Origin of the sequence: Nonomuraea sp. NPDC050478 (assembly GCF_044458265.1) — a bacterium.
Classification (GTDB): domain Bacteria; phylum Actinomycetota; class Actinomycetes; order Streptosporangiales; family Streptosporangiaceae; genus Nonomuraea; species Nonomuraea ferruginea.
The window spans coordinates 34,885-60,372 of the sequence record NZ_JBITHT010000009.1; the positions used below are offsets into that span (position 1 = coordinate 34,885).

The window sequence follows — 25,488 nt, forward strand, 5'->3', positions numbered from 1 at the left end:
CCGGGCGTCCCTGAGATCGGGAATGTTGTGGTCGGTCATGCCCCCGGCATCCCCGAGTTCATGGAGGTCGTGGTCGGTCGTTCCCGAGCATCCCTGGGAACGTCGTGGTCGGTCATCCCCCGCGACCCCCGAGCTCATGGATGGCGTGCCCCGGCGACCCCCATGCCCATGAACGGCATGGCCCAGAGGCGGCGCGGTCATGGGGATCCGCGCAGGAAGTCGCGGATGCGCGCCCAGCGTTCGGCGACCGGCGCCTCGGCGCCGTGGCGGGTGGGCTCGTAGTAGCGCCGGTCGCGGATCTGCTCGGGCGCGTAGTCCTGGCGGACGAGGCCGTGCTCGAAGTCGTGGGGGTACTTGTAGGCCTCGCCGTGGCCGAGTTTGGCCGCGCCGGGGTAGTGGGCGTCGCGCAGGTGGCCGGGCACCTGGCCGATGAGGCCGCGCCGGACGTCGCCGACGGCGGCGCCGATGGCCTTCACCACGGCGTTGGACTTGGGGGCCAGCGCGCAGTGGATGACCGCGTGGGCGAGGTTGATCTGGCCTTCGGGCAGGCCGATGAGCTGCACCGCCTGGGCGGCGGCGACCGCGGTCTGCAGGCAGGCGGGGTCGGCCATGCCGACGTCCTCGGAGGCGAAGATGACGATGCGGCGGGCGATGAAGCGCGGGTCCTCCCCCGCCTCGATCATGCGGGCCAGGTAGTGGAGCGCGGCGTCGGCGTCGGAGCCGCGCATCGACTTGATGAACGCGCTGATGACGTCGTAGTGCTGGTCGCCCTGCCGGTCGTAGCGGACGGCCGCCTTGTCGACGGCCTTCTCCACCACCTCGATCGTGATGTCGTCGGACAGCAGGGCCGCCGCTTCGAGGTAGGTCAGCGATCTGCGGGCGTCGCCGCCGGCGAGGCGGACGAGCTGGTCCAGGGCCTCCGGGGCGAGCGTGGCGCGTCCGCCGAGCCCGCGCTCGTCGGACACCGCCCGTTCCAGCACCGCGCGGACGTCGTCGTCGCCGAGCGATTCGAGGGTGAGCAGCAGCGAGCGCGACAGCAGCGGTGAGATGACGGAGAAGAACGGGTTCTCGGTGGTGGCGCCGATGAAGGTGACCCAGCGGTTCTCGACGGCGGGCAGCAGGGCGTCCTGCTGGGCCTTGTTGAAGCGGTGCACCTCGTCGACGAAGAGCACGGTCTGGCGGCCGCTCATGCCGAGCTCGCGGCGGGCGGCGTCGATGGCGGCGCGGACGTCCTTGACGCCGGCGGAGACGGCGGAGATCTCCACGAAGCGGCGCTTGGTGACGTTGGACACGACGTAGGCGAGGGTGGTCTTGCCGGTGCCCGGCGGTCCCCACAGGAACAGCGACATCGGCGCCTCGCTCTCGACCAGCCGGCGCAGCGGCGTGCCGGGGCCGAGCAGGTGGCGCTGGCCGATCACCTCGTCGAGGCTGCGGGGGCGCATGCGCACGGCCAGGGGCTGAGGTGTGGCCTCCTCGGCCGCCGAATCGAACAAGCTCTCCACATCCGCGAGGTTACAGCTCCCACACGGCTCTCGCGCCCGAGTCCCCCGCCAGGAAGACGTAGTAGGCCGTCACCGCGGCCAGCACCACGGTCAGGGCGGACAGCACCGCCGTGCCGGGCCTGCCGAACCGGTCGCCGCGGGAGGCGTAGACCAGGACGAGCGACACCGAACCGAGACCCGCGGCCGACAGCAGCAGGGGGACGGCGTGCGCCTCGTGGGCGCTGATCCGCTGGCCGAGCTCGCCCCCGGCGGTGGCGAAGCGGGCGGCCTTGAGGCTCTGCCCGCTCTGCCAGGCGGCGAAGACAGCCACGGGGGCGGCGATCGAGAGCAGCGTCACCGCCCACGCCGTCGCGGCCCGCCAGCGGGGCACGAGGGCGTAGGCTACGGCGACCGCCACGAGCATGGGCGTCAGCACCACCGCGAAGTGCACCACGAGAGGGTGTGCGGGCAGGCCGAGAACCTGATCGAACATCCGGGGCTCCTTAGTTTCGTTTTCAACTACGAATCCCGGATCGATATGGTTCCCACCCTTCCGGCCACACAGGTGGCTTCTGGTCACTTACGTCCAGCACATATCAGGGGCCGGTAGCATTCCCGAAGTTGTTTGGTCATGTGTAGGCAAAGATGGAGGACATACCGGTGAGCGGCGACGACGACGACCGCCAGAGCGAATTGGCGCGTCAGCACAAGGAGCGGCAGCGGCAACGCGCCGCCGAGCAGTCGTCCAAGGCGAGGCGCAACACCTTCATCGGCGCGGGCGTGGCCGTCGCTGTGGTGGCCGGTGGCATCTTCGCCGTGACGACCCTGGTCAACAACAACGCGCCAGGCACGCCGGCGGCGGCCGAGTCCTCGGCGTCCGCCAGTCCCACGGAGGAGCCCATCACGGCGCTCCCGACGCCGACCAAGACCGGCCCGGTGACCTGCCAATACAAGCGGGACACCTCGGACGTGCCGATGAAGTACGTGGGCATGCCGGGCAAGAAGCCGAACCTGAAGCTGTCGAAGATGACGGTCACGACCAACCACGGTGACATCGTCATCGAGGTCGACCCGCAGCTCACGCCCTGCTCGGTGAACTCGATGGCGTTCCTGGCCAAGAAGGGCTTCTACGACAACACCAAGTGTCACCGGCTGGTGACGCCCGAGGTGTCGGGACTCTACCTGCTGCAGTGCGGCGACCCGAAGGCCAAGGCCGACGGCGAGAACCCGACCGACGGCCAGGGCACGGCGGGCTACACGTTCCTCGACGAGGCCGCGGGCGCGATCCCGTACGGCAGGGGCGTGGTGTTCCTGACGCAGCCGGCCGACGCGGCGGGCCAGAACAGCAGCCAGTTCGCCATCTCGCTGTCGGACGAGAACACCCAGATCGACCCGGTCTACTCGGTGCTCGGCATGGTGACCTCCGGCCTGGAGATCATCGACAAGGTGGCCAAGGACGGCGTGATCGTCAACGACGACGACATCACCGGAGACGGCGGCTCCACGGCGCCCAAGACGCCGATCATCATCAAGAAGGTCAAGCTCTCCTAAGAGGAGCCGCGAAAGATACGGCAGGCGCCGCGGTGGGCGCCTGCCGTTTCGCATGTCAGGCGTCGGCCTTGGGCCGGGCGTCGACGCCCGCCTCCTTGCGCTGGCCTGCCGTGATGGGCGTGGGCGCGCCGGTGAGCGGGTCGAAGCCGGAGGCCGTCTTCGGGAACGCGATCACGTCGCGGATCGACTCGCCGTCCGACAGCAGCATGCAGATGCGGTCCCAGCCGTAGGCGATGCCGCCGTGCGGCGGCGGGCCGTACTTGAACGCCTCCAGCAGGAAGCCGAACTTGCTCTCCGCCTCCTCCTTGGAGATGCCGAGCACGTCGAAGACGCGCTGCTGCATCTCGGCGCGGTGGATGCGGATCGAGCCGCCGCCGATCTCCATGCCGTTGCAGACCATGTCGTAGGCGTAGGCGAGCGCCTCGCCCGGATGGTCCTGGAAGTTGTCGGACCACTCCGGCTTGGGGCCGGTGAACGGGTGGTGCACGGCGGTCCAGCCGCCCTCGCCGTCCTCCTCGAACATGGGCGCGTCCACGACCCACAGGAACGACCAGAGCGACTCGTCGATGAGCCCGCAGCGGCGGCCGATCTCCAGGCGGGCGGCGCCGAGCAGGTCGCGGGCCGCGCCGCGGGCGCCCGCGGCGAAGAACACCGCGTCGCCGGGCGCGGCGCCGACCTTGCCCGCCAGGCCGGAGATCTCCTGCTCGGACAGGTTCTTGGCGACCGGGCCGCCGAGCGTGCCGTCTTCCTGGACGAGCACGTAGGCCAGGCCCTTGGCCCCGCGGCTGCGCGCCCACTCCTGCCAGCCGTCGAGCTCCTTGCGGGTCTGGGAGGCGCCGCCCGGCATGACCACCGCGCCGACGTACTCGGCCTGGAAGACGCGGAAGGAGGTGCCGGAGAAGTAGTCGGTCATGTCGACGAGCTCCTGGCCGAAGCGCAGGTCGGGCTTGTCGGAGCCGTAGCGGGCCATCGCGTCGGCGTAGGTCATGCGGGGCAGCGGCAGGGGGATCTCGTAGCCGAGGATCTCGCGCCACAGCCGGCCGATCAGCTTCTCGCCGACCGCGATGACGTCCTCCTGGTCGACGAAGGACATCTCGATGTCGATCTGGGTGAACTCCGGCTGCCGGTCGGCGCGCAGGTCCTCGTCGCGGTAGCACTTGGCGAGCTGGTAGTAGCGCTCCAGGCCGGCCACCTGCAGCAGCTGCTTGAACAGCTGCGGCGACTGCGGCAGGGCGTACCAGCTGCCCGGCTGGAGCCGGACCGGCACCAGGAAGTCGCGGGCGCCCTCGGGGGTGGAGCGGGTCAGCGTCGGCGTCTCGACGTAGACGAAGCCGAGCTCGTTCATCACCTCGTTGGCGAGGTAGGTCGCCTTGGAGCGCACCCGCATCGCCTCGGCCACCTGCGGGCGGCGGATGTCGAGGTAGCGGTACTTCAGCCGGGCCTCCTCGGAGACGCCCGTGCCGCCCTCGATGGGGAACGGCAGCGGCGCGGACTCACTGAGCACCTCGACCGCGTCGGCCACCACCTCGACCTCGCCGGTGGGCAGGTCGGGGTTCTCGTTGCCCTCGGGGCGCACGCGGACCTGGCCGACCACCTTCACGCAGTATTCGGCGCGCAGGTCGTGGGCGTGGTCCTCCTCCCGGAAGACCACCTGCGCCGAGCCGGAGGCGTCGCGCAGATCGATGAAGACCACCCCGCCGTGGTCACGGCGGCGGGCCACCCATCCGGCGAGCGTCACCTGCTGCCCGGCGTGCTCCTTGCGGAGCGACCCGGCCGTATGCGTGCGGATCACTGCACTTTCCCCTTCAAGACTTCCACGACCCGGGCCAGCGGCACCTCGGTCTGCTCAGCGGTGGTCAGGTCTTTCACTTGCACGGCTTGCGCCGCCAGGTCACGCTCGCCCAGGATCAGCGCGTAACGGGCCCCCGAGCGGTCGGCGCCCTTCATCGCTCCCTTGAGCCCCTTGCCGCCGAAGGCCATGTCGGCGCTGACGCCGGCCTCGCGCAGCTCGGCCACGAGCAGGAACATCCGGCGGCGGGCGTCGTCGCCCAGCGCGACACCGTACACCTGGACGCCGCCGGGCGTGGCATCGCCGAGCAGCCCCTCGGACTCCATGGCCAGGACCGTGCGGTCGACGCCGAGCGCCCAGCCGACGCTGGGCAGCGGCGGGCCGCCGAGCATCTCGCTGAGCCCGTCGTAGCGGCCGCCGCCGCCGATCGCCGACTGCGAGCCGAGCCCGCCGTGGACGAACTCGAACGTGGTGCGGGTGTAGTAGTCGAGCCCGCGCACCAGCCTCGGGTCGTCCTCGTACGCGACGCCGGAGGCCTTCAGCAGGGCGCGGACCTCCTCGTGGTAGGCCTTGCAGGCGGCGCACAGGTGGTCGACCACCAGCGGCGCGCCGCCGAGCTGGGCCTGCACCTCGGGGCGCTTGTCGTCGAGCACCCGCAGCGGGTTGATCTCGATCCGGGCCCGCGTCTCCTCGTCCAGGTCGAGCCCGCGCAGGAACTCCTGCAGCGCGGCGCGGTAGGCGGGGCGGCAGGTCTTGTCGCCGAGCGAGTTGAGCAGCAGCGTGAACTGACGCAGGCCCAGCGAGGCGAAGGCGCGGGCGGCGAGCACGATCAGCTCGGCGTCGAGCGCCGGGTCCTCGGCGCCCAGCGCCTCCGCGCCGACCTGCCAGAAGTGGCGGTAGCGGCCCTTCTGGGCGCGCTCGTAGCGGAACTGGCTGCCCGAGTACCACAGCTTCACCGGCAGCTGGCCGTTGTGCAGGCCGTGCTGGAGCACGGCGCGGACCACCGACGCCGTGCCCTCCGGGCGCAACGTCAGCGAACGGCCCTTCTTGTCGGGGAAGGTGTACATCTCCTTGGAGACGATGTCGGTCGACTCGCCCACTCCCCTGGCGAACAGCTGGGTGTCTTCGAAGACCGGCGTCTCGACGTAGCCGTATCCCGCGCGCCTGGCCGGGGCGACGAGCGCCTCGCGGACGGCGAGCACCTGCTCGGAGCGGGGAGGCAGCCAGTCGAAGGTGCCTTTGGGTGCTTGGAAGGTCATCAGATTCCTCTTGTGGGACCGGCGTGCGGCGCGGCCTCCTTGAGATAAGGATTGGTGGCGCGCTCGCGGCCGATCGTGGTCTGTGGTCCGTGGCCCGGCAGGACGACCGTATCGTCAGGCAGCGGCAGGCACTTGGCGGCGAGGCTGCGCAGGATCGTCGGATAGTCGCCGCCCGGCAGGTCGGTGCGGCCGATGGAGCCGGCGAACAGCAGGTCACCGGAGAACATCACGCCGCGGCCCGCGTCTCCCCTGAAGCTCACCGACCCCCTGGTATGGCCGGGCGTGTGGTCGACGACCAGCTCCATGCCCGCGAGCTCCAGCGTGGCGCCGTCGGACAGCTCGCGCACGTCGTCGGGCTCGCTGAGGGTGAGGTCGCCGAAGAGGGAGGAGCTCGTGGAAGACCAGCCCGCCGCCGGGTCGCTCAGCAGGTGGCGGTCGTCGGGGTGGATCCAGGCCGGCACGCCGCGCGCGCCGCACACCGGGGCGACCGACCAGACATGGTCGAGGTGGCCGTGGGTGAGCAGGACCGCGACCGGCTTGAGACGATGCTCACGCAGCAGTTCGTCGACCCCCTCGACAGCGTCCTGACCGGGGTCTATGATCACGCACTCCTCGCCTTCCGCGGGCGCGATGACGTAACAATTGGTCTGGAAGGCCCCTGCGGGGAAGCCGGCGATGAGCATCTGCCTCAGCTGATCTCGTCAAAAAAGCCAATGGGAATGTAACCGAAGGGTACCGGTGCGGGTCGCCGGGCTGCGAATCATCGGCCTTTGGCCGATACGATTCGCCCACCTCAGTTGATTGACTACGGGAGGCAAAGCGGTGGCCACGGGCAAGGACCGGCAGAAGCAGCTGGCACGCGAGCACTACGAGCGCCAACAGCAGCGCCGGCTCGAGCGCGAGCAGCGCAACAAGCGCATGGCGATCATCGGCTCCACCGTGGGCGTCGTCGTCGTGGTCGGCGGCATCGTGGCCTCGGTCGCCCTGCTGGGCGGCGGCGACGAGCCCACAGAGGCGGCCGCCGAGCCGTCGGCGCAGGCGAGCACGTCCGCCCCGGCGGTCGCTCAGCCGAAGCCCTACGACGAGAAGACCGGCACCTGCGGCTATGTCGCCGACACCGGCGGCGGTCAGGTCAAGGACGTCGGCATGCCGCCGGAGAAGGTGGACCTGAAGCCGGCCAAGAAGACGATGACGATGAAGACCGGCCTCGGCGACATCGTGGTCGAGCTCGACAACGCCAAGGCGCCGTGCACCGTCAACTCGCTGCAGTTCCTGGCGGAGAAGGACTATTACGACGGCAGCAAGTGCCACCGGCTGGGCAACGAGCAGTTCCCGATGCTGCAGTGCGGCGACCCGACGGCCAAGGCCGACGGCAAGAGCCAGACCGACGGCTCGGGCGGCCCCGGCTACGTGCTGGTGGAGGAGAACACCAAGGACGCCAAGTACAAGCGGGGCGTGATGGCGATGGCCAAGACGCAGGCCCCGGGCAGCACGGGCAGCCAGTTCTTCCTGGTGTACGGCGATATCCAGCTCGACCCGCTTTACACACCGGTGGGTACGATCACGAAGGGGCTCGACATCCTGGACAAGGTGAACAAGGCGGGTGTCCTGGCAGGTACGGCTGACGGCACCGGAGCGCCGAAGGAAACCGTGGAAATCAAAGACGTGACAATCGCTGGCAAGAGCTGACGTAATACAAACTAGGGACGAACAGTCCCGAAGGGTCTGATGGAAAGTGCGGGAGGACACGGTGAGCACCGACCCGTGGGGCCGGGTAGACGACGACGGCACCGTCTACGTGCGAACGGCTGAGGGAGAGCGGGCCGTCGGGTCCTGGCAGGCCGGCGAACCCGAAGAGGCGCTGGCCTACTTCCATCGCAAGTACGACGAGCTGGCGGGCCAGGTCCAGCTGCTGGAGCAGCGGGTGCGGGGCACCGACCTGGCGCCCGCGCAGGCCGAGGCGAGCATCGTCAAGCTGCGCGAGGCCGTGGCCGACGCGCACGCCGTCGGTGACCTCGGCGCGCTGACGGCCCGGCTCGACGGGCTGACCGCGCTGGTCGCGCAGCGCCGCGAGGAGCTGAAGGCGGCGCGCGAGGTCGCCCGCGCCGAGGCCAGGGCCGTCAAGGAGCGGATCGTCGCCGAGGCCGAGCGCATCGCCGAGGAGACCACCCACTGGAAGTCCGGCGGTGAGCGGCTGCGCCAGCTCGTCGAGGAGTGGAAGGCCGCCGACCGGATCGACAGGGTGACGGAGGCGCAGCTGTGGAAGCGCCTGTCGACCGCCCGCACCGCCTTCGCCAAGCGGCGCAAGGCCTACTTCGCCACCCTCGACGAGCAGCGCGAGGGCGTGCGTGCCACCAAGGAGGCCATCGTCGCCGAGGCCGAGGCGATCGCCGACTCCACCGACTGGGGGCAGACCGCGGCCGTCTACCGGGATCTGATGCAGCGCTGGAAGAGCGCCGGCCGGGCCTCCAGGGAGGTCGAGGACGAGCTGTGGGGTCGCTTCAAGGCCGCCCAGGACCAGTTCTTCCAGGCCCGCTCGGCGGTGTTCGCCGAGCGTGACGCCTCGCTCGCCGCCAACGCGCAGGTGAAGGAGGAGCTGCTGATCGAGGCCGAGAAGCTGCTCCCGGTCACCGACGTGCGCACCGCCAGGGGCCAGCTCCGCCACATCCTGGAGCGCTGGGAGGCGGCCGGCCCGGTGCCCCGCGAGCACCGCGACCGCCTGGAAGGCGGGCTGCGCAAGGTCGACGAGGCCGTGCGCAAGGCCGAGGACGCCGAGTGGAAGCGCTCCAACCCCGAGGCCCGCGCCCGCGCCCAGAGCACCGTCGACCAGCTGCGCACCTCCATCGAGCAGTTGGAGAAGCGCCTGGCCAAGGCGCAGGCGGCCGGACGGGCCAAGGACGTCAAGGAGGCGGAGGAGGCCATCACGGCCCGCCGCGCCTGGCTGGAGGAGGCCGAGCGCACGCTCGCCGAGTTCAGCTGACCGAGCCCGGCTCGCGGTCCCTGCCCAGCGGAGGCGGGGCCGGCGAGCCGGAGGTCTCGATCATGGTGTGCCCGGTTGGCTATCGTGGCCGCCATGGATCCTGTGAGCGAGGCCCGTGCCCTGGTCGACGAGCTGTTCCCGGAGGCGCTGTACGCCCTGCTCGGCGGCAGCGTGGCGGCCGGGCGCCGGACCCCCACCTCCGACCTCGACATCCTGGTCGTCGTCGACGGGCTCGCGGCACCGTACCGGGAGTCCCTGCGCCGGCACGACTGGCCGGTCGAGCTGCTCGTGCACAGCCAGACCAGTTTCGGGGCCTGGCTGGAGCGTGACTTCGGCAACCGGCAGCCCGTGCTGGCCCGCCTCTGCGCCGAGGGGATCGTGCTGGCCGACCGGAGTGGCGGGCGGCTGGAGGCGCTCAGGGAGGACCTGAGAGGGCGGCTGGAGCGCGGCCCCGGGGCTCCGCACGACGCCGCGCTCGGCAGGGCCCGCTACGTGCTGTCCGATCTGCTGGACGATCTGGCCGGGGTGACCGACCCGGGCGAGCGGGCGTTCATCGAGTGGAACGTGGTCGAGGAGGCCGCGCGGCTGGCGCTGTCGCTGGGCGGGCGCTGGCAGGGCGGCGGCAAGTGGCTGCTGCGTGAGCTGCGCGCGCACGACCCCGAGCTGGCCCAGGCGCTGCTGAAGGCACGGGAGACGCCCGGCGAGCTGGCGGCGGTGGCCGGAGGGGTGCTGGAGCGGGCCGGTGGACGCCTGTGGGAGGGATACCGGGCCGACGGCGACGTCTTCCACCGTCCGCTGCGGCACGTCACTCCTGAGGACCTGTCCGGGGCGACGGCGCAGAGCGCGGGCATGCGCCGGCTGGCGGCGGTCAGCGACGCCACCACCGGCTCGCGGCGGCTCTGGATGGGCCAGACGCACGTGGCGCCCGCGACCCGCTCGGCCGACCACCATCACGGCGAGTCGGAGACGGCCATCTACGTGGTGAGCGGCAGGCCGGTGTTCGTGTTCCTGGAGGACGGCGGGGAGCGGCTCATCGAGACCGGGCCGGGCGACTACGTGTTCGTGCCGCCGTTCGTCCCGCACCGCGAGGAGAACCCGGACCCGGAGCAGGAGGCGGTGGTGGTCATCGCCCGCAGCACCCAGGAGGCGATCGTGGTCGACCTGCCGGACCTGCGGATGCGGTGACGGCGGCCCCTCAGCCGCCCGCGCCGCTGACGCGGTAGACGTCGTAGACGCCCTGGATGCCGCGCACGGCCTTCAGGACGTGGCCCAGGTGCTTGGGGTCGCCCATCTCGAAGGTGAACTTGCTGACGGCCACCCGGTCGCGCGAGGTGGTCACGGAGGCGCTCAGGATGTTGACGTGCTGGTCGGAAAGCGTACGGGTGACGTCGGACAGCAGCCTGGGCCGGTCGAGCGCCTCCACCTGGATGGCCACCAGGAACACGCTGTCGTCGCCGGGCGACCAGCTGACCTCCACCAGCCGGTCGGGCTGCGACCTGAGCTGCTGGATGTTGGTGCAGTCGGAGCGGTGGACCGAGACGCCGTGGCCGCGGGTGACGAAGCCGACGATCTCGTCGCCGGGCACGGGGGTGCAGCACTTCGACAACCGCACCCACACGTCGGCGTCGCCCGCCACCACCACGCCCGCGCCGCCTCCGCCCCGGGGGCGGCCGCGCAGCCGGGTCGGCAGCGAGGTCTCGGCGATGTCCTCCTCGGCGCTCTCCACGCCGCCGATGGACGCCACCAGCTTCTGCACGACCGTCTGGGCGGCCGTGTGGCCCTCTCCGACGGCCGCGTACAGCGCCGACACGTCGGGGTAGCGCAGGTCACGGGCGAGCGCCAGCAGCGCCTCGCCGGACATCAGGCGCTGGAGCGGCAGGCCCTGCTTGCGCATCGCCCGGCCGATGGCCTCCTTGCCCGCCTCGATCGCGGTCTCGCGGCGCTCCTTGGAGAACCACTGGCGGATCTTGTTACGGGCGCGGCCCGACTTGACGAACTTCAGCCAGTCGCGCGAGGGCCCGGCGTCGGGCGACTTGGAGGTGAAGATCTCGACCGTGTCGCCGTTGCCCAGCCGCGACTCCAGGGGCACCAGCCGGCCGTTGACCCGGGCGCCGATGCAGCGGTGGCCCACCTCGGTGTGGACCGCGTAGGCGAAGTCGACGGGGGTGCCGCCCTCGGGCAGGGCGATGACCTGGCCCTTCGGGGTGAAGACGTAGACCTCCGACACCGACAGGTCGAACCGGAGCGACTCCAGGAACTCGCCCGGGTCGGCCGTCTCCTTCTGCCAGTCGAGGAGCTGGCGCAGCCAGGCCATGTCGCTGCCGGGCTTGACCTTGCCGACGGGGCCGGGCCCGCCGACCTCCTCCTTGTACTTCCAGTGCGCGGCCACGCCGTACTCGGCCCTGTGGTGCATGGCGTGGGTGCGGATCTGCAGCTCCACCGGCTTGCCCTCGGGACCGATCACCGTGGTGTGCAGCGATTGGTACATGTTGAACTTGGGCATCGCGATGTAGTCCTTGAACCGGCCGGGGACCGGGTTCCAGCGCGCGTGGATCGTTCCGAGCGCCGCATAGCAGTCGCGTACGGAGTCGACCAGGACCCGGATGCCCACCAGGTCGTAGATGTCGTCGAAGGCGACGTCGCGGGCGATCATCTTCTGGTAGACCGAGTAGTAGTGCTTCGGCCTGCCCTTGACCACGGCCCTGATGCGGGCCTCGCGCAGGTCGCCGGAGACCTTCTCGATGACCTCCTGCAGGAACAGGTCGCGCCGCGGCGCCCGCTCCGACACCATGCGCGCGATCTCGTCGTAGCGCTTGGGATAGAGCATGGCGAAGGCGAGATCTTCTAGCTCCCACTTGATCGTGTTCATGCCCAGGCGGTGGGCCAGCGGGGCGAAGATCTCCAGCGTCTCGCGGGACTTCTGGTGGCGCTTGTGCTCCGGCAGGTAGCGCATCGTGCGCATGTTGTGGAGCCGGTCGGCCAGCTTGATGATCAGCACCCGGATGTCGCGGGACATGGCCACGACCATCTTGCGCACGGTCTCGGCCTGGGCCGCGTCGCCGAACTTGACCTTGTCGAGCTTGGTGACGCCGTCGACCAGCGAGGCGATCGTGTCGCCGAAGTCACCGCGCAGCTCGTCGAGGCCGTAGGCGGTGTCTTCGACGGTGTCGTGCAGCAGGGCCGCGCAGAGCGTCTCGTCGTCGGTGCCGAGCTCGGCCAGGATCGTCGCCACCGCCAGCGGGTGGGTGATGTACGGGTCGCCGCTCTTGCGCTTCTGGTCGCGGTGGTGGTGAGCCGCCACCTCGTAGGCGCGCTCGATGACACGCAGGTCGGCCTTGGGGTGGGTGGCCCGGACGGTGCGGAAGAGCGGCTCCAGCACCGGGTTCATGGCCCCACCCCCAAACCGCCGACGGCGCGCCGCGGGTGCGGCCGGCGCGGCATCGGCTTGCGCGGCGGCACCACTCGCGTCCGTTACGTCGGGCACGACCACATCACGGGGCACTCAGACTCCTTACGTTCGAGTCCAGATCCCCAGTGTATCCAGGCGACGCACCCGGACCGCCTCGGGTCCTCTCCTCAGACGATCAGCAGGGAGCGGGTCTCCACTCCCGTGAGGCGCTCGCGCCCCTTCAGGAAGGCGAGCTCCATCAGCACGGAGACGCCGACCACCTCGGCTCCCGTCCTGCGCACGAGCTCCACCGCCGCCGCCGCCGTGCCGCCCGTGGCCAGCACGTCGTCGACGATGAGCACCCGGTCGCCGGGCGAGAAAGCGTCGTCGTGCACCTCGATGGTCGCCGAACCGTATTCCAGATCGTAGGACTCTTCGAGCACGGCGGCAGGCAGTTTGCCCTTCTTACGCACAGGTACGAAGCCGGCACCCTCCTGGTAGGCCACCGGCGCGGCCAGGATGAAGCCGCGCGCCTCGATGCCCACGATCTTGTCGGCCTCGAACCCGTCGGCCAGAGCGTCCACCACGGCGCAGAACACGGCGTGGTCGGCGAGCAGCGGGGTGATGTCCTTGAACACCACGCCGGGCTTGGGGTAGTCGGGCACGTCCCGGATGCGGTCCAGGATCAGCGCGGTCAGGTCGCTCATGAGGTGCTCCTCGGAGGGGTCAAGGTGGGTGGCGACGTGGAGGGGTCCGCGTCCGCCGGGCTTCATGATGGCGCATTCCCGCCCCTGACGTCCCCACGGCTGCGCCCCCGCCCGGGAGGGGACGGGGGCGCGTGCGGACAGGTCAGCCCTTGGCCGCGGCGGCGCGCCTGGCGCCCTTGCCGCCGCCGGTGGAGGCGAGCCTCCTGGCGATGGCCTGGTACTTCGGCTCCCGCTCCTTGAGCGTCACCAGCAGCGGCGTGGCCACGCAGATCGACGAGTAGGTGCCGACCACCATGCCGACGAACAGGGCCAGCGCGAGGTCCTTCAGCGTGCCGGCGCCGAGCACGGTGGTGCCGATGAACAGGATCGCCGCCACCGGCAGGATCGCGACCAGCGACGTGTTCAGCGAGCGGATCAGCGTGTGGTTGAGCGCGTCGTTGGCGGCCATCGAGTAGGTCTGCTTCGACGTGGTGCCGAGCTTGGCCGTGACCTCCTTGATCATGTCGAACACCACGACCGCGTCGTAGAGCGAGTAACCCAGGATGGTCAGGAAGCCCAGCAGCGTCGCCGGCGTGACCTCGAACCCGGACCAGGCGTAGACGCCGGCCGTGATGACGAGGTCGTGCAGCAGCGCGACGATCGCGGCGAGCGCCATCTTCGGCTCGAACGCCATCGACAGGTAGGCGATGATCGCCACCATGAACGCGACCAGGCCCCACAGCGCCTTGGTGGAGACCTCACCCCCCCACGAGGCGCCGATCGACTGCACGTTGACCTGCTCGACCGGGGTGCCGAACTCCTTGGAGATCACGTCCTGCATCCGCAGGCTCTGGCTCTCGACGAGCGTCTCGGTGGTGACGCGGTAGCGGTCGCCGGCGGTCTGCACGATCGGCTGGTGGATGCCCTGCTCGCTGAACGTCTCGCGCACCTCCTGGACGCTGACGGTCTGCGTCGGCTGGAAGGAGAAGACCGAGCCGCCCTTGAACTCGACGCCCAGGTTGAGCCCGTTCCAGAGCAGGCCGGCGAAGGAGATCACCAGCAGGATGGCGGACAGGCTGTACCACAGCCGCCACTTCCCGACGAAGTCGACGTCGATCTCGCCCCGGTAGAGGCGTCGCCCCAGTCCCATCTCAGGCCTCCCGCGGGGTGGTCTTGCGGACGGATCCGCTGGTGTCGGCCACGCTCATGCGCTCGGCGTCCAGGCCGGACAGCGGATGACCCTTGGCGAAGAACTTCAGTCTGGCCAGCAGCGCGATGAAGGGCTTGGTGAACATGAACACCACGACGACGTCGATCAGCGTGGTCAGGCCCATCGCGAAGGCGAAGCCGGCGACGCCGCCCACCGACAGCAGGTAGAGCACGATCGCGGCGATGAACATGACGGCGTCGGCGATCAGGATCGTGCGCCGGGCGCGGACCCAGGCCACTTCGACGGCCGCGCGGAGAGTCCGCCTGCCCTCCTTCATCTCGTCGCGTATGCGTTCGAAGTACACGATGAAAGAGTCGGCAGTGATGCCGATGGAGACCACCAGGCCGATGATGTGCGGCAGGGAGAGCCGGAAACCGGCGTTCTGCCCCAGCACGACCACCGCGGTGTAGGTCAGGATCGAGGCGACGACGAGGCTCAGCACGGCCACGATGCCGAGGCCGCGGTAGTAGAGCAGGCAGTAGACGACCACGAGGGCCAGGCCGATGACGCCGGAGATGAGGCCGCCCTGGAGCTGGTCCTGGCCGAGCGTCGAGGAGACCGTGTCGATGGAGCTGCGCTCGAACTTCAGCGGAAGCGCGCCGTACTTGAGCTGCTCGGCGAGTTCGGTGGCGGACTGCTGGTCGAACTGGCCGGTGATCTCGGCGCGGCCGCCGGGAATCGGGCTGATGATGTTGGGAGCGGTGATGACGACGCCGTCGAGGACCACCGCGACCTTGTTGCGCGGTTCCTGCGAGTTGTAGGCGGTGGAGGTGAGCTTGCTCCACTCCTGGGCGCCGGCGCTCTTGAAGTCGAGCTGGACCACCCATTCGGTGGTGCCCTGCTGGACTCCGGCTGTGGCGGTGCTGATGTCGGTGCCGACGACCTTGGCTACGTCGAGGACGTACTTGAAGCTGCCGTTGGACTCACACGCCGCGTACTGCTTGCCGGGGTCGTCCTGGACTCCCTGGCCTCGGTTCTTCGGGTCGGTGCAGTCGAGCGCGGCGTACTGCTTGAGCACGGCCGGGTCGATGCCCTTGGTGTCGATCTGCGGGTTGGGGGTCTGAGCGTTGGGATCTGGTGCGGGCTCGTCGGTCGCTGACGGCGACGGTGTCGACTTCTTGTCCCTGTTGCCCCTGTCGCCCTGAGAGGGAGTCGGGGAAGTCGACGGCGCCGGGTCGGTCAGCGCCGACGAGAGCGCCTTCCCGGTCGGAGAGACTGACGGTGACCCCGAAGGCTGCGGCCTGGCCGACTGGCTCGGCGCGACCGACGGCGTCGACGACGGGGCCGTCGACGCCGTCGGGGAGACGTCCGGACTGGGCGCCTCGGTGGCGAGCTGTTCCTGCGCGATCGGAGTCATCTCCATCGCCAGGACCTGCCGGAAGCGGAGCTCCGCAGTGGTGGCGACCAGCTTGATGGCCTCGCTCTGCCCGACGCCCGGGATGGAGATGATGATGTTGTCGCCTGACTTGGCGACCTCGGCGTCGGAGATGCCGGTGCCGTTGACCCGGTCGCGGATGATGTTGACCGCGCGGTCGAGGATCTCCTCAGGAGGAGAGGCACCGTCCTGGGTGACCGGTGACAGTGTCACCGTCGTACCGCCGGCGAGATCGAGTCCTAGTTTCGGCGTGAACGCCTTCTGCAAGAACATCGTCCCGCCCAGGGCGAGGATGAGCGCCAGGAGCAGCAGGAGCGTTCGCCCCGGCTTGCTGTGGCTGCTGGTCGGTCGGGCCACTGGTCGTCAGTTCTTTCGGATTGGGGTCATGGGTTCAGGACTTCTTGCGGGAGTCCTGGTCGTCGTTGTGCTCCGCGCTCGTGTCACCGTCGGCCGGCTCGTCGGCGATGGGCTCGTCGGCCACCGGGTCACCCGGCGTGACGATACGGCCGATGGCGGCCTTGACCCAGCGCGTCTCGATGTTGGGCGCGATCTCGAGGACGACGTCTTCATTGTCCACCGCGACGACGGTGCCGAACAGGCCTGTCGTCGTCATGACACGAGTGCCCGGCGTCAACGAGTTCTGCATCTGGATCGCCTCCTGCTGGCGCTTGCGCTGCGGGCGAATCAGCAGGAAGTAGAACACCACCACCAGAAGGATCAGCGGCGCGATGCTCATGAGTTGGTCCATCAGGGGCGACCTTCCATCGTCGTACAGTGAGTTGACACCGGCTTCCCGCCGGAAATTCCGCGGTTGCGGGCGGCGCCGCTCAGCGCATCAGCCTACACAGCCAGCCAAGCCACGGAGTGTAGGCGCTTGTTGCGAAACGCGGCAACGAGGCAGCGTTTCGGCGCGCGGGGAAGTTCCCGATTCGCAATGGTTGCAACCGATTCGTGATCAGGTGGAGGGTCCGGCACCGAACGCGTCGGGCGGTGGCGTCATGCCGAGATGCGTCCAGGCGGCGGCGGTGGCGACCCGGCCGCGCGGGGTGCGCGCGATCAGGCCCTGCCGCACCAGGAACGGCTCGGCCACCACCTCGACGGTCTCCGGCTCCTCCCCCACGGACACGGCGAGGGTGGACAGGCCGACGGGGCCGCCGCCGAACTTGCGCAGCAGCGCGCCGAGCACCGCCCGGTCGAGCCGGTCGAGCCCTTCACCGTCGACCTCGTACAGCTCCAGCGCCCTGGCGGCCACCGCGCGGTCGACCACGCCGCCGGCGCGCACGTCGGCGTAGTCGCGCACGCGGCGCAGCAGCCGGTTGGCGATGCGGGGGGTGCCGCGCGAGCGCCTGGCGATCTCGTTGGCGGCGTCGTCGGGCAGCTCGACGGCGAGCAGCGCGGCCGAGCGGCGCAGCACCTGCTCCAGCTCGCCGGTCTCGTAGAAGTCCATGTGGGCGGTGAACCCGAACCGGTCGCGCAGCGGCGCCGGCAGCAGGCCGGCCCGGGTGGTGGCGCCGACGAGCGTGAAGGGGGCGATGTCGAGCGGGATGGCGGTGGCGCCGGGCCCCTTGCCGACGACGATGTCGACGCGGAAGTCCTCCATCGCCATGTAGAGCATCTCCTCGGCGGGGCGGGCCATCCGGTGGATCTCGTCGATGAACAGCACCTCGCCGTCGCCCAGCGTCGACAGGATGGCCGCCAGGTCGCCGGCGCGCTCCAGCGCGGGGCCGGACGTGATGCGCAGCGGCGCGCTCAGCTCCGCCGCGATGATCATGGCGAGGGTCGTCTTGCCGAGCCCCGGCGACCCGTTCATCAGCACGTGGTCGGGCGGCCTTTGCCGCCGCAGCGCGCTCTCCAGCACCAGTGACAGCTGTTCGCGCACCCGGGCCTGGCCGATGAACTCCGCCAGCCGCTTGGGCCGCAGCGCCGCCTCGATCTGCCGCTCCTCGCCGTCGGCGTCGGGCGACACGAGCTCCCGCTCGAAAGTCACCACGCCACCTCCGCCGAGGATCGGGACGGGCCCACGCCTCCGGGGTGGCGAGTCATCGGATGCTCAGCGCCCGGAGCGCGGCCTTCAGGAGGGCGGCGATCTGCGGCGCGCGGCCGGCGGCCAGGTCGGCCTCCGCCTGGGGCTCGACGGCGGCGACGGCCTCGTCGGCGTCCTTGCCGGAGTAGCCCAGCCCGACCAGCCCCGAGTGGACCTGCTCGCGCCACAGGGTGTCCTTGCGCGAGCCGTTGAGCGCGGCGTCGACCGCCTCCGGGGAGGCGCCCAGGCGGTCTTTCAGCTCCAGGACAATGCGCTGGGCGCCCTTCTGGCCGATGCCCGGCACCTGGGTGAGCGCCTTGAGGTCGGCTCCGGCCACGGCCACGCGCAGGGCCTGCGGGGAGTGGACGGCGAGCATGGCCAGGGCGAGCTTGGGGCCGACGCCGCTGGCCGTCTGGAGCAACTCGAAGACGGCCCGCTCGTCGTCGGTCGCGAAACCGTACAGGGTGAGTGACTCCTCGCGCACCACGAGAGAGGTGGCCAGGCGCGCCTCCTGCCCGGTCCTGAGCGTGGCGAGAGTGCCTGGCGTGCAGTGGACGAGGACGCCGACGCCGCCGACCTCGACGACGGCCGCGTCGGGGGCGACGGCGGCCACCCGGCCGGTCACGGAGGCGATCACGGCCGCACGCCCTTCCGCGAGGCGCGGGCGACGGCCTCGGCCAGGCGGTGCTGGGCGCCGCCGCGCCACACGTGGCAGATGGCCAGCGCCAGCGCGTCGGCGGCGTCGGCCGGCCTGGGCATCTCGCTCAGCCGCAGCAGCCGGGTGACCATGGCGCCGATCTGCTTCTTGTCGGCGGTGCCGCTGCCGGTGATGGCGGCCTTGACCTCGGACGGCGTGTGGAGCGCGACCGGCAGGCCGCGGCGGGCGGCGCACAGCACGGCGATGCCGGCGGCCTGGGCGGTGCCCATGACGGTGCGGACGTTGTGCTGGGCGAAGACCCGCTCGACCGCGACGGCGTCGGGGCGCACGTCGTCGAGCCACTGCTCGATGCCGGCCTCGATGCCGACGAGCCGGGCGCCCAGCTCGTCGCCGGCGGCGGTGCGGACCACCCCGACGGCCACCAGGCTGAGCGGCGCGCCCGGGCGCCCCTCGACGGCTCCCAGGCCGCACCGGGTCAGCCCCGGATCGACGCCCATCACCCGCACCGGCATGCCTCCCCGCCCCGCCGAACACTAGTTCGGCACGAGACTCTACCCCGCCCGGCCTGCTCGCGCACCGGGAAACGCCTGTCAGAAGTAGTCGAGCATGTACGGGCGAGCGGCGAACGCGGCGTCGAGCACCTCGTCGTGCCGCTCGTCGCCGGTCATGAGCCCGCCGCGCCGCAGCGTGGCGGTGGGGATGCCGGCGTACAGGGCCGAGAAGGCGTTCACGCTCAGCACGGGCGCGTCTCCCCCTGCGGCGTCCGCCTGGCCGAGCCGGGTGGCGGCGCCGGAGCCGCCCGCGAACTCCAGGCGCCACAGGCCCGCGTTGCCCGCCCGCAGCGGGTCATCCACCCGCACGACGACGGCGGCCCCGACCGCGGCCGGATAGCCCCGGCGCGCCACCGCCTCCACCAGGTCGATGACCCGGAACATCCACCGCACCTGCTCGGTCTTCTCCTTCGACCGCTCGCGCAGCAGCCACAGCACCGGGTCGTCGGGCGCGACCACGGCCTTGACCTGCTTGGCGACCGACGAGGACGTGCCGACCAGCGACCACAGCGCCCTGGCGGTGTCGGCGGAGCCGGCGACCACGCCGTCGACCTCGATGTCCTGGCCGTCCCACCGGTAGACGACGAACCCGTCGTCGGCCAGGTAGAGGAAGTCGTCCTCCTCGGACAGCCACAGCCGCCAGATGTCCTCCCCGTACGTGATGGGGCCGCTGGCGCGGGCGGCGCCGTGCAGCCGGTGCAGCAGGGCGATGACCTCGGCGGCGTCGTCGGGCCCCATCCGGCGGAGCTTGACGTCCTTGCCTGGCGGGATCGTGCGCAGCGCCTCGGCGGGCAGGGTCATCAGGTTCTGGGCGCCCGCGTGCTCGTAGCCGAGCGACCGGTAGATGGGGGTGGTGGCGGGATAGAGCGCCGACACGGCGTCGCCGAGCGCGGCGGCCCGCTCGATCACGGCGCGCATGATGAGGCTGCCGACGCCGCGCCCGCGGTCTTCCGGGCTGACGGTCACGCCGGCGACGCCGGACATGGGCTGCGGCCTGCCGTGCCACCACTGGGTGAAGGGCCGCAGCCGGGCGGCGGCCGCCATCCGGCCGCCGTCGAAGGCGCCCAGGTAGCGGCCCGCGGCCAGGGTCGGGTGCACCAGCTTGCGGAAGGTCTCCACGTGTCCGGCGGGGATGGGGCCGAAGGCGCGCTTGCGAAGGTCGAGCACGGCGTCGAGGTCGTCGGCCGTCAGGTCACGAATGTCCACAACCGTCCAACCTAAGCATCCGGCCCGTGCTCCCGCGACCCGATATCGCGCCCGACGGTGAGGGCGAGCCGGTCCAGGTACAGCAGTTGCGCCGCGACGGCGGCGGCGAGCGCGAGCACGATCGCGATCAGCGGTGTGGCGAGACCCACGTCGGCGCCGCCGCCGGGGAACTGGCTCGACGCCATGAACTGGGCGAGCGGCGCGGTGGACAGGTCCGGCTGCTGGGTGACCAGGAGCGGCCAGAGCAGGTCCTGGGCGTTCACCAGCGTGACGGCGACGACCAGGACGCAGGCCATCGGGAACGAGGGCCTGACGACGCCTGAGAGCAGGTCGCCGGTGTTGCGCTCGGCCAGGCCCTTGCAGAGCAGGGTGAGGATGACCAGGGCTGGCACGCTGACGAGCAGCGGTGGCACGAGGGCGGCGACGGTGTCGACGAGACCGAGGCCGCGCAGGGTGTTCCAGTTGGCGATGCTGAGCGGGCCCGCGCCGACGAACAGCCAGGGGGCGAACGGCAGCAGCAGCCACTCGCTGCGCCTGCCCAGCGGGCGCACGCCGCCGATGCCGAGCGCGCCGAGATAGGCGACGCCGACGGAGACCAGCGCGCCGGCGAAGGCGGGCAGCCAGGTGTTCAGGTGCACGTTCCGCCCGTGGAGCGCGCTCGCCTCCGCCGGCTGGAGAAGGGCGGACAGCCAGGGCCGGCTCCACAGGAAGATGAGGACGGCCGCCGCGACCAGCGCAGCCACTCCGACGGCCATGCCCGCCACCGAGGGCTTCCGGGCGGTGTCCGGCTTCCCGGCCCCGGTCTCGTACGGGGTGCCCGGCGCGTACGGGTTGCCCGGAAGGGGCGCGGCGCCGTACGGGATGGCCGCGCCCGGCGGCTGCCCGATTGTGAGTCCGGCGTCCTGCGGCTGGGCCTGGAAGTACGGACTGCCCGGGCCCGCCGCGGGAGCCTGCGGGGAGTGATCCTCGTCCGGAGCGGAGGCGGAGGTAATGGTGAGGCGCATGCGGGTGGCGATCGCGAGGATCGTGGCGGCGATGCCGAGCACGCCGAGGATCACGCCCGTCAGGGTGGCGATCGCGGCTCCCATGCCCAGCCTGGCCGCCCGCCAGGTGAACGTGTACTGCAGGAGCGCGAGCGTCTGGGTGGAGTCGCGCGGCCCGCCCCCGGTCAGCACCAGCCCGAGCGTGAACAGTTGCAGCCCCGCCGCGACGGTGGCGAGCGCGACGATCCCGGCGACCGCGAGCATGGCCGGGGTGACGGTGCCGCCGCGCAGGGCGGGCAGGAACGCCAGGACGGCCAGCGCGCACACCACGCCGAAGGTGGCCGCGGCGACGATGAGCCGGAGCGTTCCCGGGGCGGTCGCCGGTTCGGCGAGGGAGCGTGCCATGGCCGTCAGGCCCTCGGCGTCCGGCCGGAGCCCGCGCAGCCAGGAGACGGCGACAGCGGCCGGCGAGAAGGTCACCAGGGACAGCGACAGCAGGATGCGCCCGGCCCGCCTTATCCAGGCGCCGCCCCGGTCGAGGGCGAGCGCCAGCAGCGGCGCTACCACCAGGGCGACGAGCAGCGGCATGATCGTCACCGACAGGGTGAAGCCGAGCGCCGGCCAGAACGAGTCGTCGCCGAGCAACCGGCCGTAGTTGCCGAGCCCGGCGAACGCGCTCGGCCCCACGAGCCCGCCCGAGCGCAGGCTGAAGCCGATCGTCAGGACCGTGGGCAGGAGCAAGGTGATCAGCATGCCCAGCACGGCCGGCATGAGGAGCAGCCAGCCCAGCACCGGGGCCGGGGAGTCAGGAGTGCGGGAGGTCACGACGCCCGACCCTATGCCGATTCCGGCCCGCCCTGCTACGCGTCCGGGAACGCGCCGAGCGGGAACGACGGCCCCCCTGGGACGGCCCCCAGGAGGTCGCTGACGGCACGCCGTGAGCCCTCGGCTACCCAGGCCGGACGACGCGCCCGCCTCCGCGCGACGGCGCACTGAGCGCCCGCGAGGAGCAGGCTCGCGACGGCGGCCCGTCAGGCGTCGAGCTTCTCCATGACCTCGTCGGAGACGTCGAAGTTGGCGTAGACGTTCTGCACGTCGTCGCTGTCCTCGAGCGCGTCGATGAGCCGGAACACCTTCTTGGCCGCCTCCTCGTCGAGGGGCACGCTCATCGTCGGCAGGAAGCTGGAGTCGGCCGAGTCGTAGTCGATGCCGGCGTCCTGCAGCGCCTTGCGCACCGGCACCAGGTCGCCCGCCTCGCACACCACCTCGAACGACTCGCCCAGGTCGTTGACCTCCTCGGCGCCCGCGTCGAGGACGGCCATGAGCACGGTGTCCTCGTCGAGCCCGTCGCCGGGCACGATCACGACGCCCTTGCGGTTGAACATGTAGGACACCGAGCCGGGGTCGGCCAGCGAGCCGCCGTTGCGGGTCAGCGCGACCCGGACCTCCGAGGCGGCGCGGTTGCGGTTGTCGGTCAGACACTCGATGAGCACCGCGACGCCGCCGGGGGCGTAGCCCTCGTACATGATGACCTGGTAGTCGGCGCCGCCGGCCTCCAGGCCGCCGCCACGCTTGCGGGCCCGCTCGATGTTGTCGTTGGGGACCGAGTTCTTCTTCGCCTTGAAGATCGCGTCGAACAGCGTGGGGTTGGCATCCGGGTCAGGCCCGCCAGTCCTGGCCGCCACCTCGATGTTCTTGATGAGCTTCGCGAACAGCTTGCCGCGCTTGGCGTCGAGCGCGGCCTTCTTGTGCTTCGTCGTCGCCCATTTGGAGTGGCCGGACATCGCCTATAGCTCCCTCACCATGTCTACGAAGTATCGGTGCACGCGCGTGTCTCCCGTCAGCTCGGGATGGAACGACGTCGCGAGCAACGGCCCCTGTCGGACCGCGACGATCCTATCCCCAGGCTCGGCCCGCCCCAGCACGTCGACTCCCGGCCCGACCGATTCGACCCAGGGGGCGCGGATGAAGACGGCGTGCACGGGGGCGCCGGCGAAGTCGAGGCCGGCCTCGAAGGAGTCGACCTGGCGGCCGAAGGCATTGCGCCTGACCACCATGTCGATGCCGCCGATCGTCTGCTGGCCGGCGACGCCGTCCTCGATGCGGTCGGCCAGCATGATCATGCCGGCGCACGAGCCGTAGGCGGGCATGCCTTCCTTGACCCGCATCCGCAGCGGTTCGAGCATGTCGAAGGTCTCGGCGAGCTTCCACATGGTGGTCGACTCGCCGCCGGGGATGACCAGGGCGTCGACGGCGTCGAGCTCGGCCGGCCGGCGCACGGGGCGGGCCTCGGCGCCCGCCTCCTGGAGCATGCGCACATGCTCACGCACGTCGCCTTGCAGAGCGAGTACCCCGATTTCGGGCACGGTCGTCCTTCCGTCAGCTTCAGGGTGTCGTCCGTTCAACACCGCACATACCTGACATCTTCCTACAGAGCCAGTTCGGCGTAGAGCGGCCGGTGATCGGAGAGCGTGACGCCGTGGCCGACGTGGCAGCGGCGGACGGCGCCGGGCGGCGCGAACACGTAGTCGAGTTTCTTGCGCCCGCCGCTGCCGAGGTGCGTCCACCGTCCGGTGCGGTCGCCGCCGCGCTGGTCGCACTCCCGGTGACGCCGGTAGGCGGGGGCGACCGCGCGGCGGCCGGCGGCGGCGCCGGTGCGGCTGTCCGGCGGCGCGGCGTTCAGGTCGCCGCCGAAGACGGCCCGGTGGCCCTCCTTGGCGGCGATGTCGAGCAGCCTTCTGATCTGTTTGGTGCGGTAGGGGGCGCCCGGCTGCCTGTCGTCGTACGGGGTGCCGGCCGACAGGTGGGTGTTGCAGGCGTGCACGCGGATGGCCCGAACGGTGGCGCAGAGGACGGCGCGGCGTACGTACCAGGGCGGGGAGGGCAGCGGATGGACGCGGAAGTCGGCCTCGTGGCGGGCGACGGCGACGGCGATGCTCTGCGCGCCGCGCGGGCGGCCTAGGCGGTCGGGGTGGCACGGGTACGGGACGCCGGCGGAGTCCAGCAGGCTCCAGGAGCCGACCGTCCAGGCGCGGCCGGTGCGGATCTCCAGCGTGCGTTCGAGGGTGTGGGTCGCGCCGGAGCAGAACTCCTGCAGGAAGATCACGTCCGGGCGGACGGGGGTGCCGATCGCGTGCCCGCTGATGTTCCAGGCCAGTTCCTGGGCTCCGGCCCGGTACAGGGCGCACGCCGCGTTCGTGCCCGCGCACACGTTCCAACTGAGCACCGACAGCCGGACCCGCCCGTCCGTCGCGACGCCCGTGACGGTCAGGGCCAGCGTGAGGATCAGCCGTGCGACCACGAACGCATCCAACCAGATGGCCAGACTCCCGCGGATCCCGTACGAGCAGACAGCAACCCAGCCCCACCCCGGCGAAACGGAGCCTGGGAACCCCACCAGCCTCATCACCGGGCGAGACCCGCAACTCCCGCTTCCGGGACGACGCCACGAGCGAGAGTCCGCGGCCCCCCGACACGAACGTCACGAACCAGAGTCGGGAAAACCTAGTCTCGCGCGAGTGTCACCAGCCAAGGCCCGAAAACCCCGCCTTGGCACGGACGTCACAACTGCGGTCCCAGCTCACCTCCTGCGCGGACATCAAACCGCGGTCCCAGCTCACCTCCCGCGCGGACATCAAAACCGCGGTCCCAGCCCACCTCCCGCGCGCACCTTCACAACGCGCCCCAAAACTCCACCTCACGCGGGCATCACAACCGTCCGCGCCCGAGAAGCCTCCCCGCGCGAGCGTGACGCGCCAGGACCCGAAAACCCCCACCTCGCGCGCGAGCGTCATGGGGCGATCCCACCTCCTCGAGGTCCTCACGGGCGAGGCTCTGGGATCCGCGTCGGCGGAGAACGCCGCGCTCAGGATCTGCGGGTAACAGCCCTCGGGCCTCACGGGCCGGCGTTGGGAATCCGCGTTGGAGGGAACGCCGCGCTCAGGACCCGTGGGGGCCGTCCCCCGGCCCCACGGGCAAGCGTGAGCTCGGGGTGGATGGTCGCGCAGTGGTAGCGGCCGGCCCCCGGGCCGCACGGGCGAGCGTCCGGGATCCGCGCCGGAGAGAACGCCACGTTCAGGATCTGTGGGTAGCCGTCTCCTGGGGCGGGGTTCCGCCCTCAGAGGGGTCACGGGCATTCGATCGTCCAGCGGACGGTGTCCTCGGCCGTCATCTGGCCGCTGACACGGGCCGACGGGTCGAATCGGCGCAACGCCCGGGATCCGGTCATCACGAAGGTGGCCTTGGTGTACGCCTCCGCACGGGGCTCGCGTACGGTCGGCACGACCTTACGGAGTGCGGCATCCCAGCTCCTGGGAGGACCTCAGAGGCGAGGGTCTGGGATCCCCTC

Annotated in this window: 23 protein-coding genes; 4 read left to right on the forward strand and 19 right to left on the reverse strand. The window is 71.1% G+C overall.

Annotated features, from left to right (window positions below):
- Positions 1–197: 197 nt before the first annotated feature.
- Together ACIBF7_RS37660 and ACIBF7_RS37665 are read right to left on the reverse strand one after the other, a co-directional pair.
- On the reverse strand, positions 198–1,442 hold the full coding sequence (locus ACIBF7_RS37660) for a replication-associated recombination protein A (protein ID WP_246639258.1): 1,245 nt from the start codon (positions 1,440–1,442) through the stop codon (positions 198–200).
- A 70-nt stretch (positions 1,443–1,512) separates the two neighbouring features.
- Entirely contained in the window at positions 1,513–1,974 is a 462-nt protein-coding gene (locus ACIBF7_RS37665) for a DUF2231 domain-containing protein (RefSeq protein ID WP_219543316.1), read from the reverse strand.
- Between the two features lie 167 nt (positions 1,975–2,141).
- On the opposite strand from ACIBF7_RS37665, the gene ACIBF7_RS37670 reads away from it, so the two are divergent.
- Entirely contained in the window at positions 2,142–3,032 is an 891-nt protein-coding gene (locus ACIBF7_RS37670; RefSeq protein WP_148031199.1) for a peptidylprolyl isomerase, read from the forward strand.
- 55 nt (positions 3,033–3,087) lie between these two features.
- Here the strand turns inward: ACIBF7_RS37670 and aspS are convergent, their stop codons facing one another.
- The 3 genes from aspS to ACIBF7_RS37685 are packed head-to-tail and all read right to left on the reverse strand — an operon-like array spanning position 3,088 to position 6,763.
- Positions 3,088–4,824, reverse strand: a complete 1,737-nt coding sequence (gene aspS, locus ACIBF7_RS37675; protein ID WP_148031198.1) for an aspartate--tRNA ligase — start codon at positions 4,822–4,824, stop codon at positions 3,088–3,090.
- Entirely contained in the window at positions 4,821–6,080 is a 1,260-nt protein-coding gene (hisS, locus tag ACIBF7_RS37680; RefSeq protein WP_271279056.1) for a histidine--tRNA ligase, read from the reverse strand. Before hisS ends, aspS begins: the two co-directional genes overlap by 4 nt.
- Positions 6,080–6,763: an MBL fold metallo-hydrolase gene (locus ACIBF7_RS37685; protein ID WP_148031196.1), complete on the reverse strand. Its 684-nt coding sequence runs from the start codon at positions 6,761–6,763 to the stop codon at positions 6,080–6,082. Before ACIBF7_RS37685 ends, hisS begins: the two co-directional genes overlap by 1 nt.
- Before the next feature lie 139 nt (positions 6,764–6,902).
- Here ACIBF7_RS37685 and ACIBF7_RS37690 point away from each other — a divergent pair, with 139 nt between their 5' ends.
- The 3 genes from ACIBF7_RS37690 (at position 6,903) to ACIBF7_RS37700 (ending at position 10,245) form a co-directional block, all read left to right on the forward strand.
- Positions 6,903–7,769 (forward strand): peptidylprolyl isomerase, encoded by an 867-nt coding sequence (locus ACIBF7_RS37690; protein ID WP_148031195.1) that lies wholly within the window; start codon positions 6,903–6,905, stop codon positions 7,767–7,769.
- A gap of 61 nt (positions 7,770–7,830) precedes the next feature.
- Complete coding sequence (locus ACIBF7_RS37695; protein WP_148031194.1) at positions 7,831–9,060, forward strand: DUF349 domain-containing protein; 1,230 nt, start codon at positions 7,831–7,833, stop codon at positions 9,058–9,060.
- Between the two features lie 93 nt (positions 9,061–9,153).
- On the forward strand, positions 9,154–10,245 hold the full coding sequence (locus tag ACIBF7_RS37700) for a cupin domain-containing protein (protein WP_397199271.1): 1,092 nt from the start codon (positions 9,154–9,156) through the stop codon (positions 10,243–10,245).
- A 10-nt stretch (positions 10,246–10,255) separates the two neighbouring features.
- Here ACIBF7_RS37700 and ACIBF7_RS37705 read toward each other — a convergent pair whose 3' ends face one another.
- The 14 genes from ACIBF7_RS37705 to ACIBF7_RS37770 all read right to left on the reverse strand — a co-directional run bounded on the left by ACIBF7_RS37705 (position 10,256) and on the right by ACIBF7_RS37770 (position 25,422).
- Positions 10,256–12,448 (reverse strand): bifunctional (p)ppGpp synthetase/guanosine-3',5'-bis(diphosphate) 3'-pyrophosphohydrolase, encoded by a 2,193-nt coding sequence (locus tag ACIBF7_RS37705; protein ID WP_148031193.1) that lies wholly within the window; start codon positions 12,446–12,448, stop codon positions 10,256–10,258.
- A 188-nt stretch (positions 12,449–12,636) separates the two neighbouring features.
- Positions 12,637–13,155: an adenine phosphoribosyltransferase gene (locus ACIBF7_RS37710; RefSeq protein WP_148031192.1), complete on the reverse strand. Its 519-nt coding sequence runs from the start codon at positions 13,153–13,155 to the stop codon at positions 12,637–12,639.
- Positions 13,156–13,297: 142 nt separating this feature from the next.
- On the reverse strand, positions 13,298–14,284 hold the full coding sequence (secF, locus tag ACIBF7_RS37715) for a protein translocase subunit SecF (protein ID WP_148031191.1): 987 nt from the start codon (positions 14,282–14,284) through the stop codon (positions 13,298–13,300).
- Position 14,285: 1 nt separating this feature from the next.
- On the reverse strand, positions 14,286–16,076 hold the full coding sequence (gene secD / locus ACIBF7_RS37720) for a protein translocase subunit SecD (protein WP_261808501.1): 1,791 nt from the start codon (positions 16,074–16,076) through the stop codon (positions 14,286–14,288).
- Between the two features lie 34 nt (positions 16,077–16,110).
- A complete protein-coding gene (gene yajC, locus ACIBF7_RS37725; RefSeq protein WP_246639244.1) occupies positions 16,111–16,455 on the reverse strand; it encodes a preprotein translocase subunit YajC in 345 nt (114 codons plus the stop codon).
- Between the two features lie 219 nt (positions 16,456–16,674).
- Positions 16,675–17,706: a Holliday junction branch migration DNA helicase RuvB gene (gene ruvB, locus ACIBF7_RS37730; RefSeq protein WP_271279058.1), complete on the reverse strand. Its 1,032-nt coding sequence runs from the start codon at positions 17,704–17,706 to the stop codon at positions 16,675–16,677.
- A gap of 52 nt (positions 17,707–17,758) precedes the next feature.
- Positions 17,759–18,379 carry a Holliday junction branch migration protein RuvA gene (gene ruvA / locus ACIBF7_RS37735; RefSeq protein ID WP_271279059.1) on the reverse strand — a complete coding sequence of 207 codons (621 nt, stop codon included), beginning with the start codon at positions 18,377–18,379 and terminating at the stop codon, positions 17,759–17,761.
- Positions 18,376–18,906 carry a crossover junction endodeoxyribonuclease RuvC gene (ruvC, locus tag ACIBF7_RS37740; RefSeq protein ID WP_148034510.1) on the reverse strand — a complete coding sequence of 177 codons (531 nt, stop codon included), beginning with the start codon at positions 18,904–18,906 and terminating at the stop codon, positions 18,376–18,378. Before ruvC ends, ruvA begins: the two co-directional genes overlap by 4 nt.
- Before the next feature lie 84 nt (positions 18,907–18,990).
- Positions 18,991–20,157 carry an enhanced intracellular survival protein Eis gene (gene eis / locus ACIBF7_RS37745; RefSeq protein ID WP_397199272.1) on the reverse strand — a complete coding sequence of 389 codons (1,167 nt, stop codon included), beginning with the start codon at positions 20,155–20,157 and terminating at the stop codon, positions 18,991–18,993.
- 11 nt (positions 20,158–20,168) lie between these two features.
- A complete protein-coding gene (locus ACIBF7_RS37750) occupies positions 20,169–21,965 on the reverse strand; it encodes a carbohydrate ABC transporter permease (RefSeq protein WP_397199273.1) in 1,797 nt (598 codons plus the stop codon).
- Positions 21,966–22,171: 206 nt separating this feature from the next.
- Positions 22,172–22,924 carry a YebC/PmpR family DNA-binding transcriptional regulator gene (locus ACIBF7_RS37755; RefSeq protein ID WP_148031186.1) on the reverse strand — a complete coding sequence of 251 codons (753 nt, stop codon included), beginning with the start codon at positions 22,922–22,924 and terminating at the stop codon, positions 22,172–22,174.
- 3 nt (positions 22,925–22,927) lie between these two features.
- On the reverse strand, positions 22,928–23,506 hold the full coding sequence (gene pdxT, locus ACIBF7_RS37760) for a pyridoxal 5'-phosphate synthase glutaminase subunit PdxT (RefSeq protein WP_148031185.1): 579 nt from the start codon (positions 23,504–23,506) through the stop codon (positions 22,928–22,930).
- Positions 23,507–23,568: 62 nt separating this feature from the next.
- Positions 23,569–24,441, reverse strand: coding sequence for an endonuclease/exonuclease/phosphatase family protein (locus ACIBF7_RS37765; RefSeq protein WP_345483110.1), 873 nt, complete (start codon positions 24,439–24,441; stop codon positions 23,569–23,571).
- An 825-nt stretch (positions 24,442–25,266) separates the two neighbouring features.
- The gene (locus ACIBF7_RS37770) at positions 25,267–25,422 is read right to left on the reverse strand and encodes a hypothetical protein (protein ID WP_271278464.1); all 156 of its coding nucleotides are present in this window, start codon (positions 25,420–25,422) and stop codon (positions 25,267–25,269) included.
- Positions 25,423–25,488 lie beyond the last annotated feature (66 nt).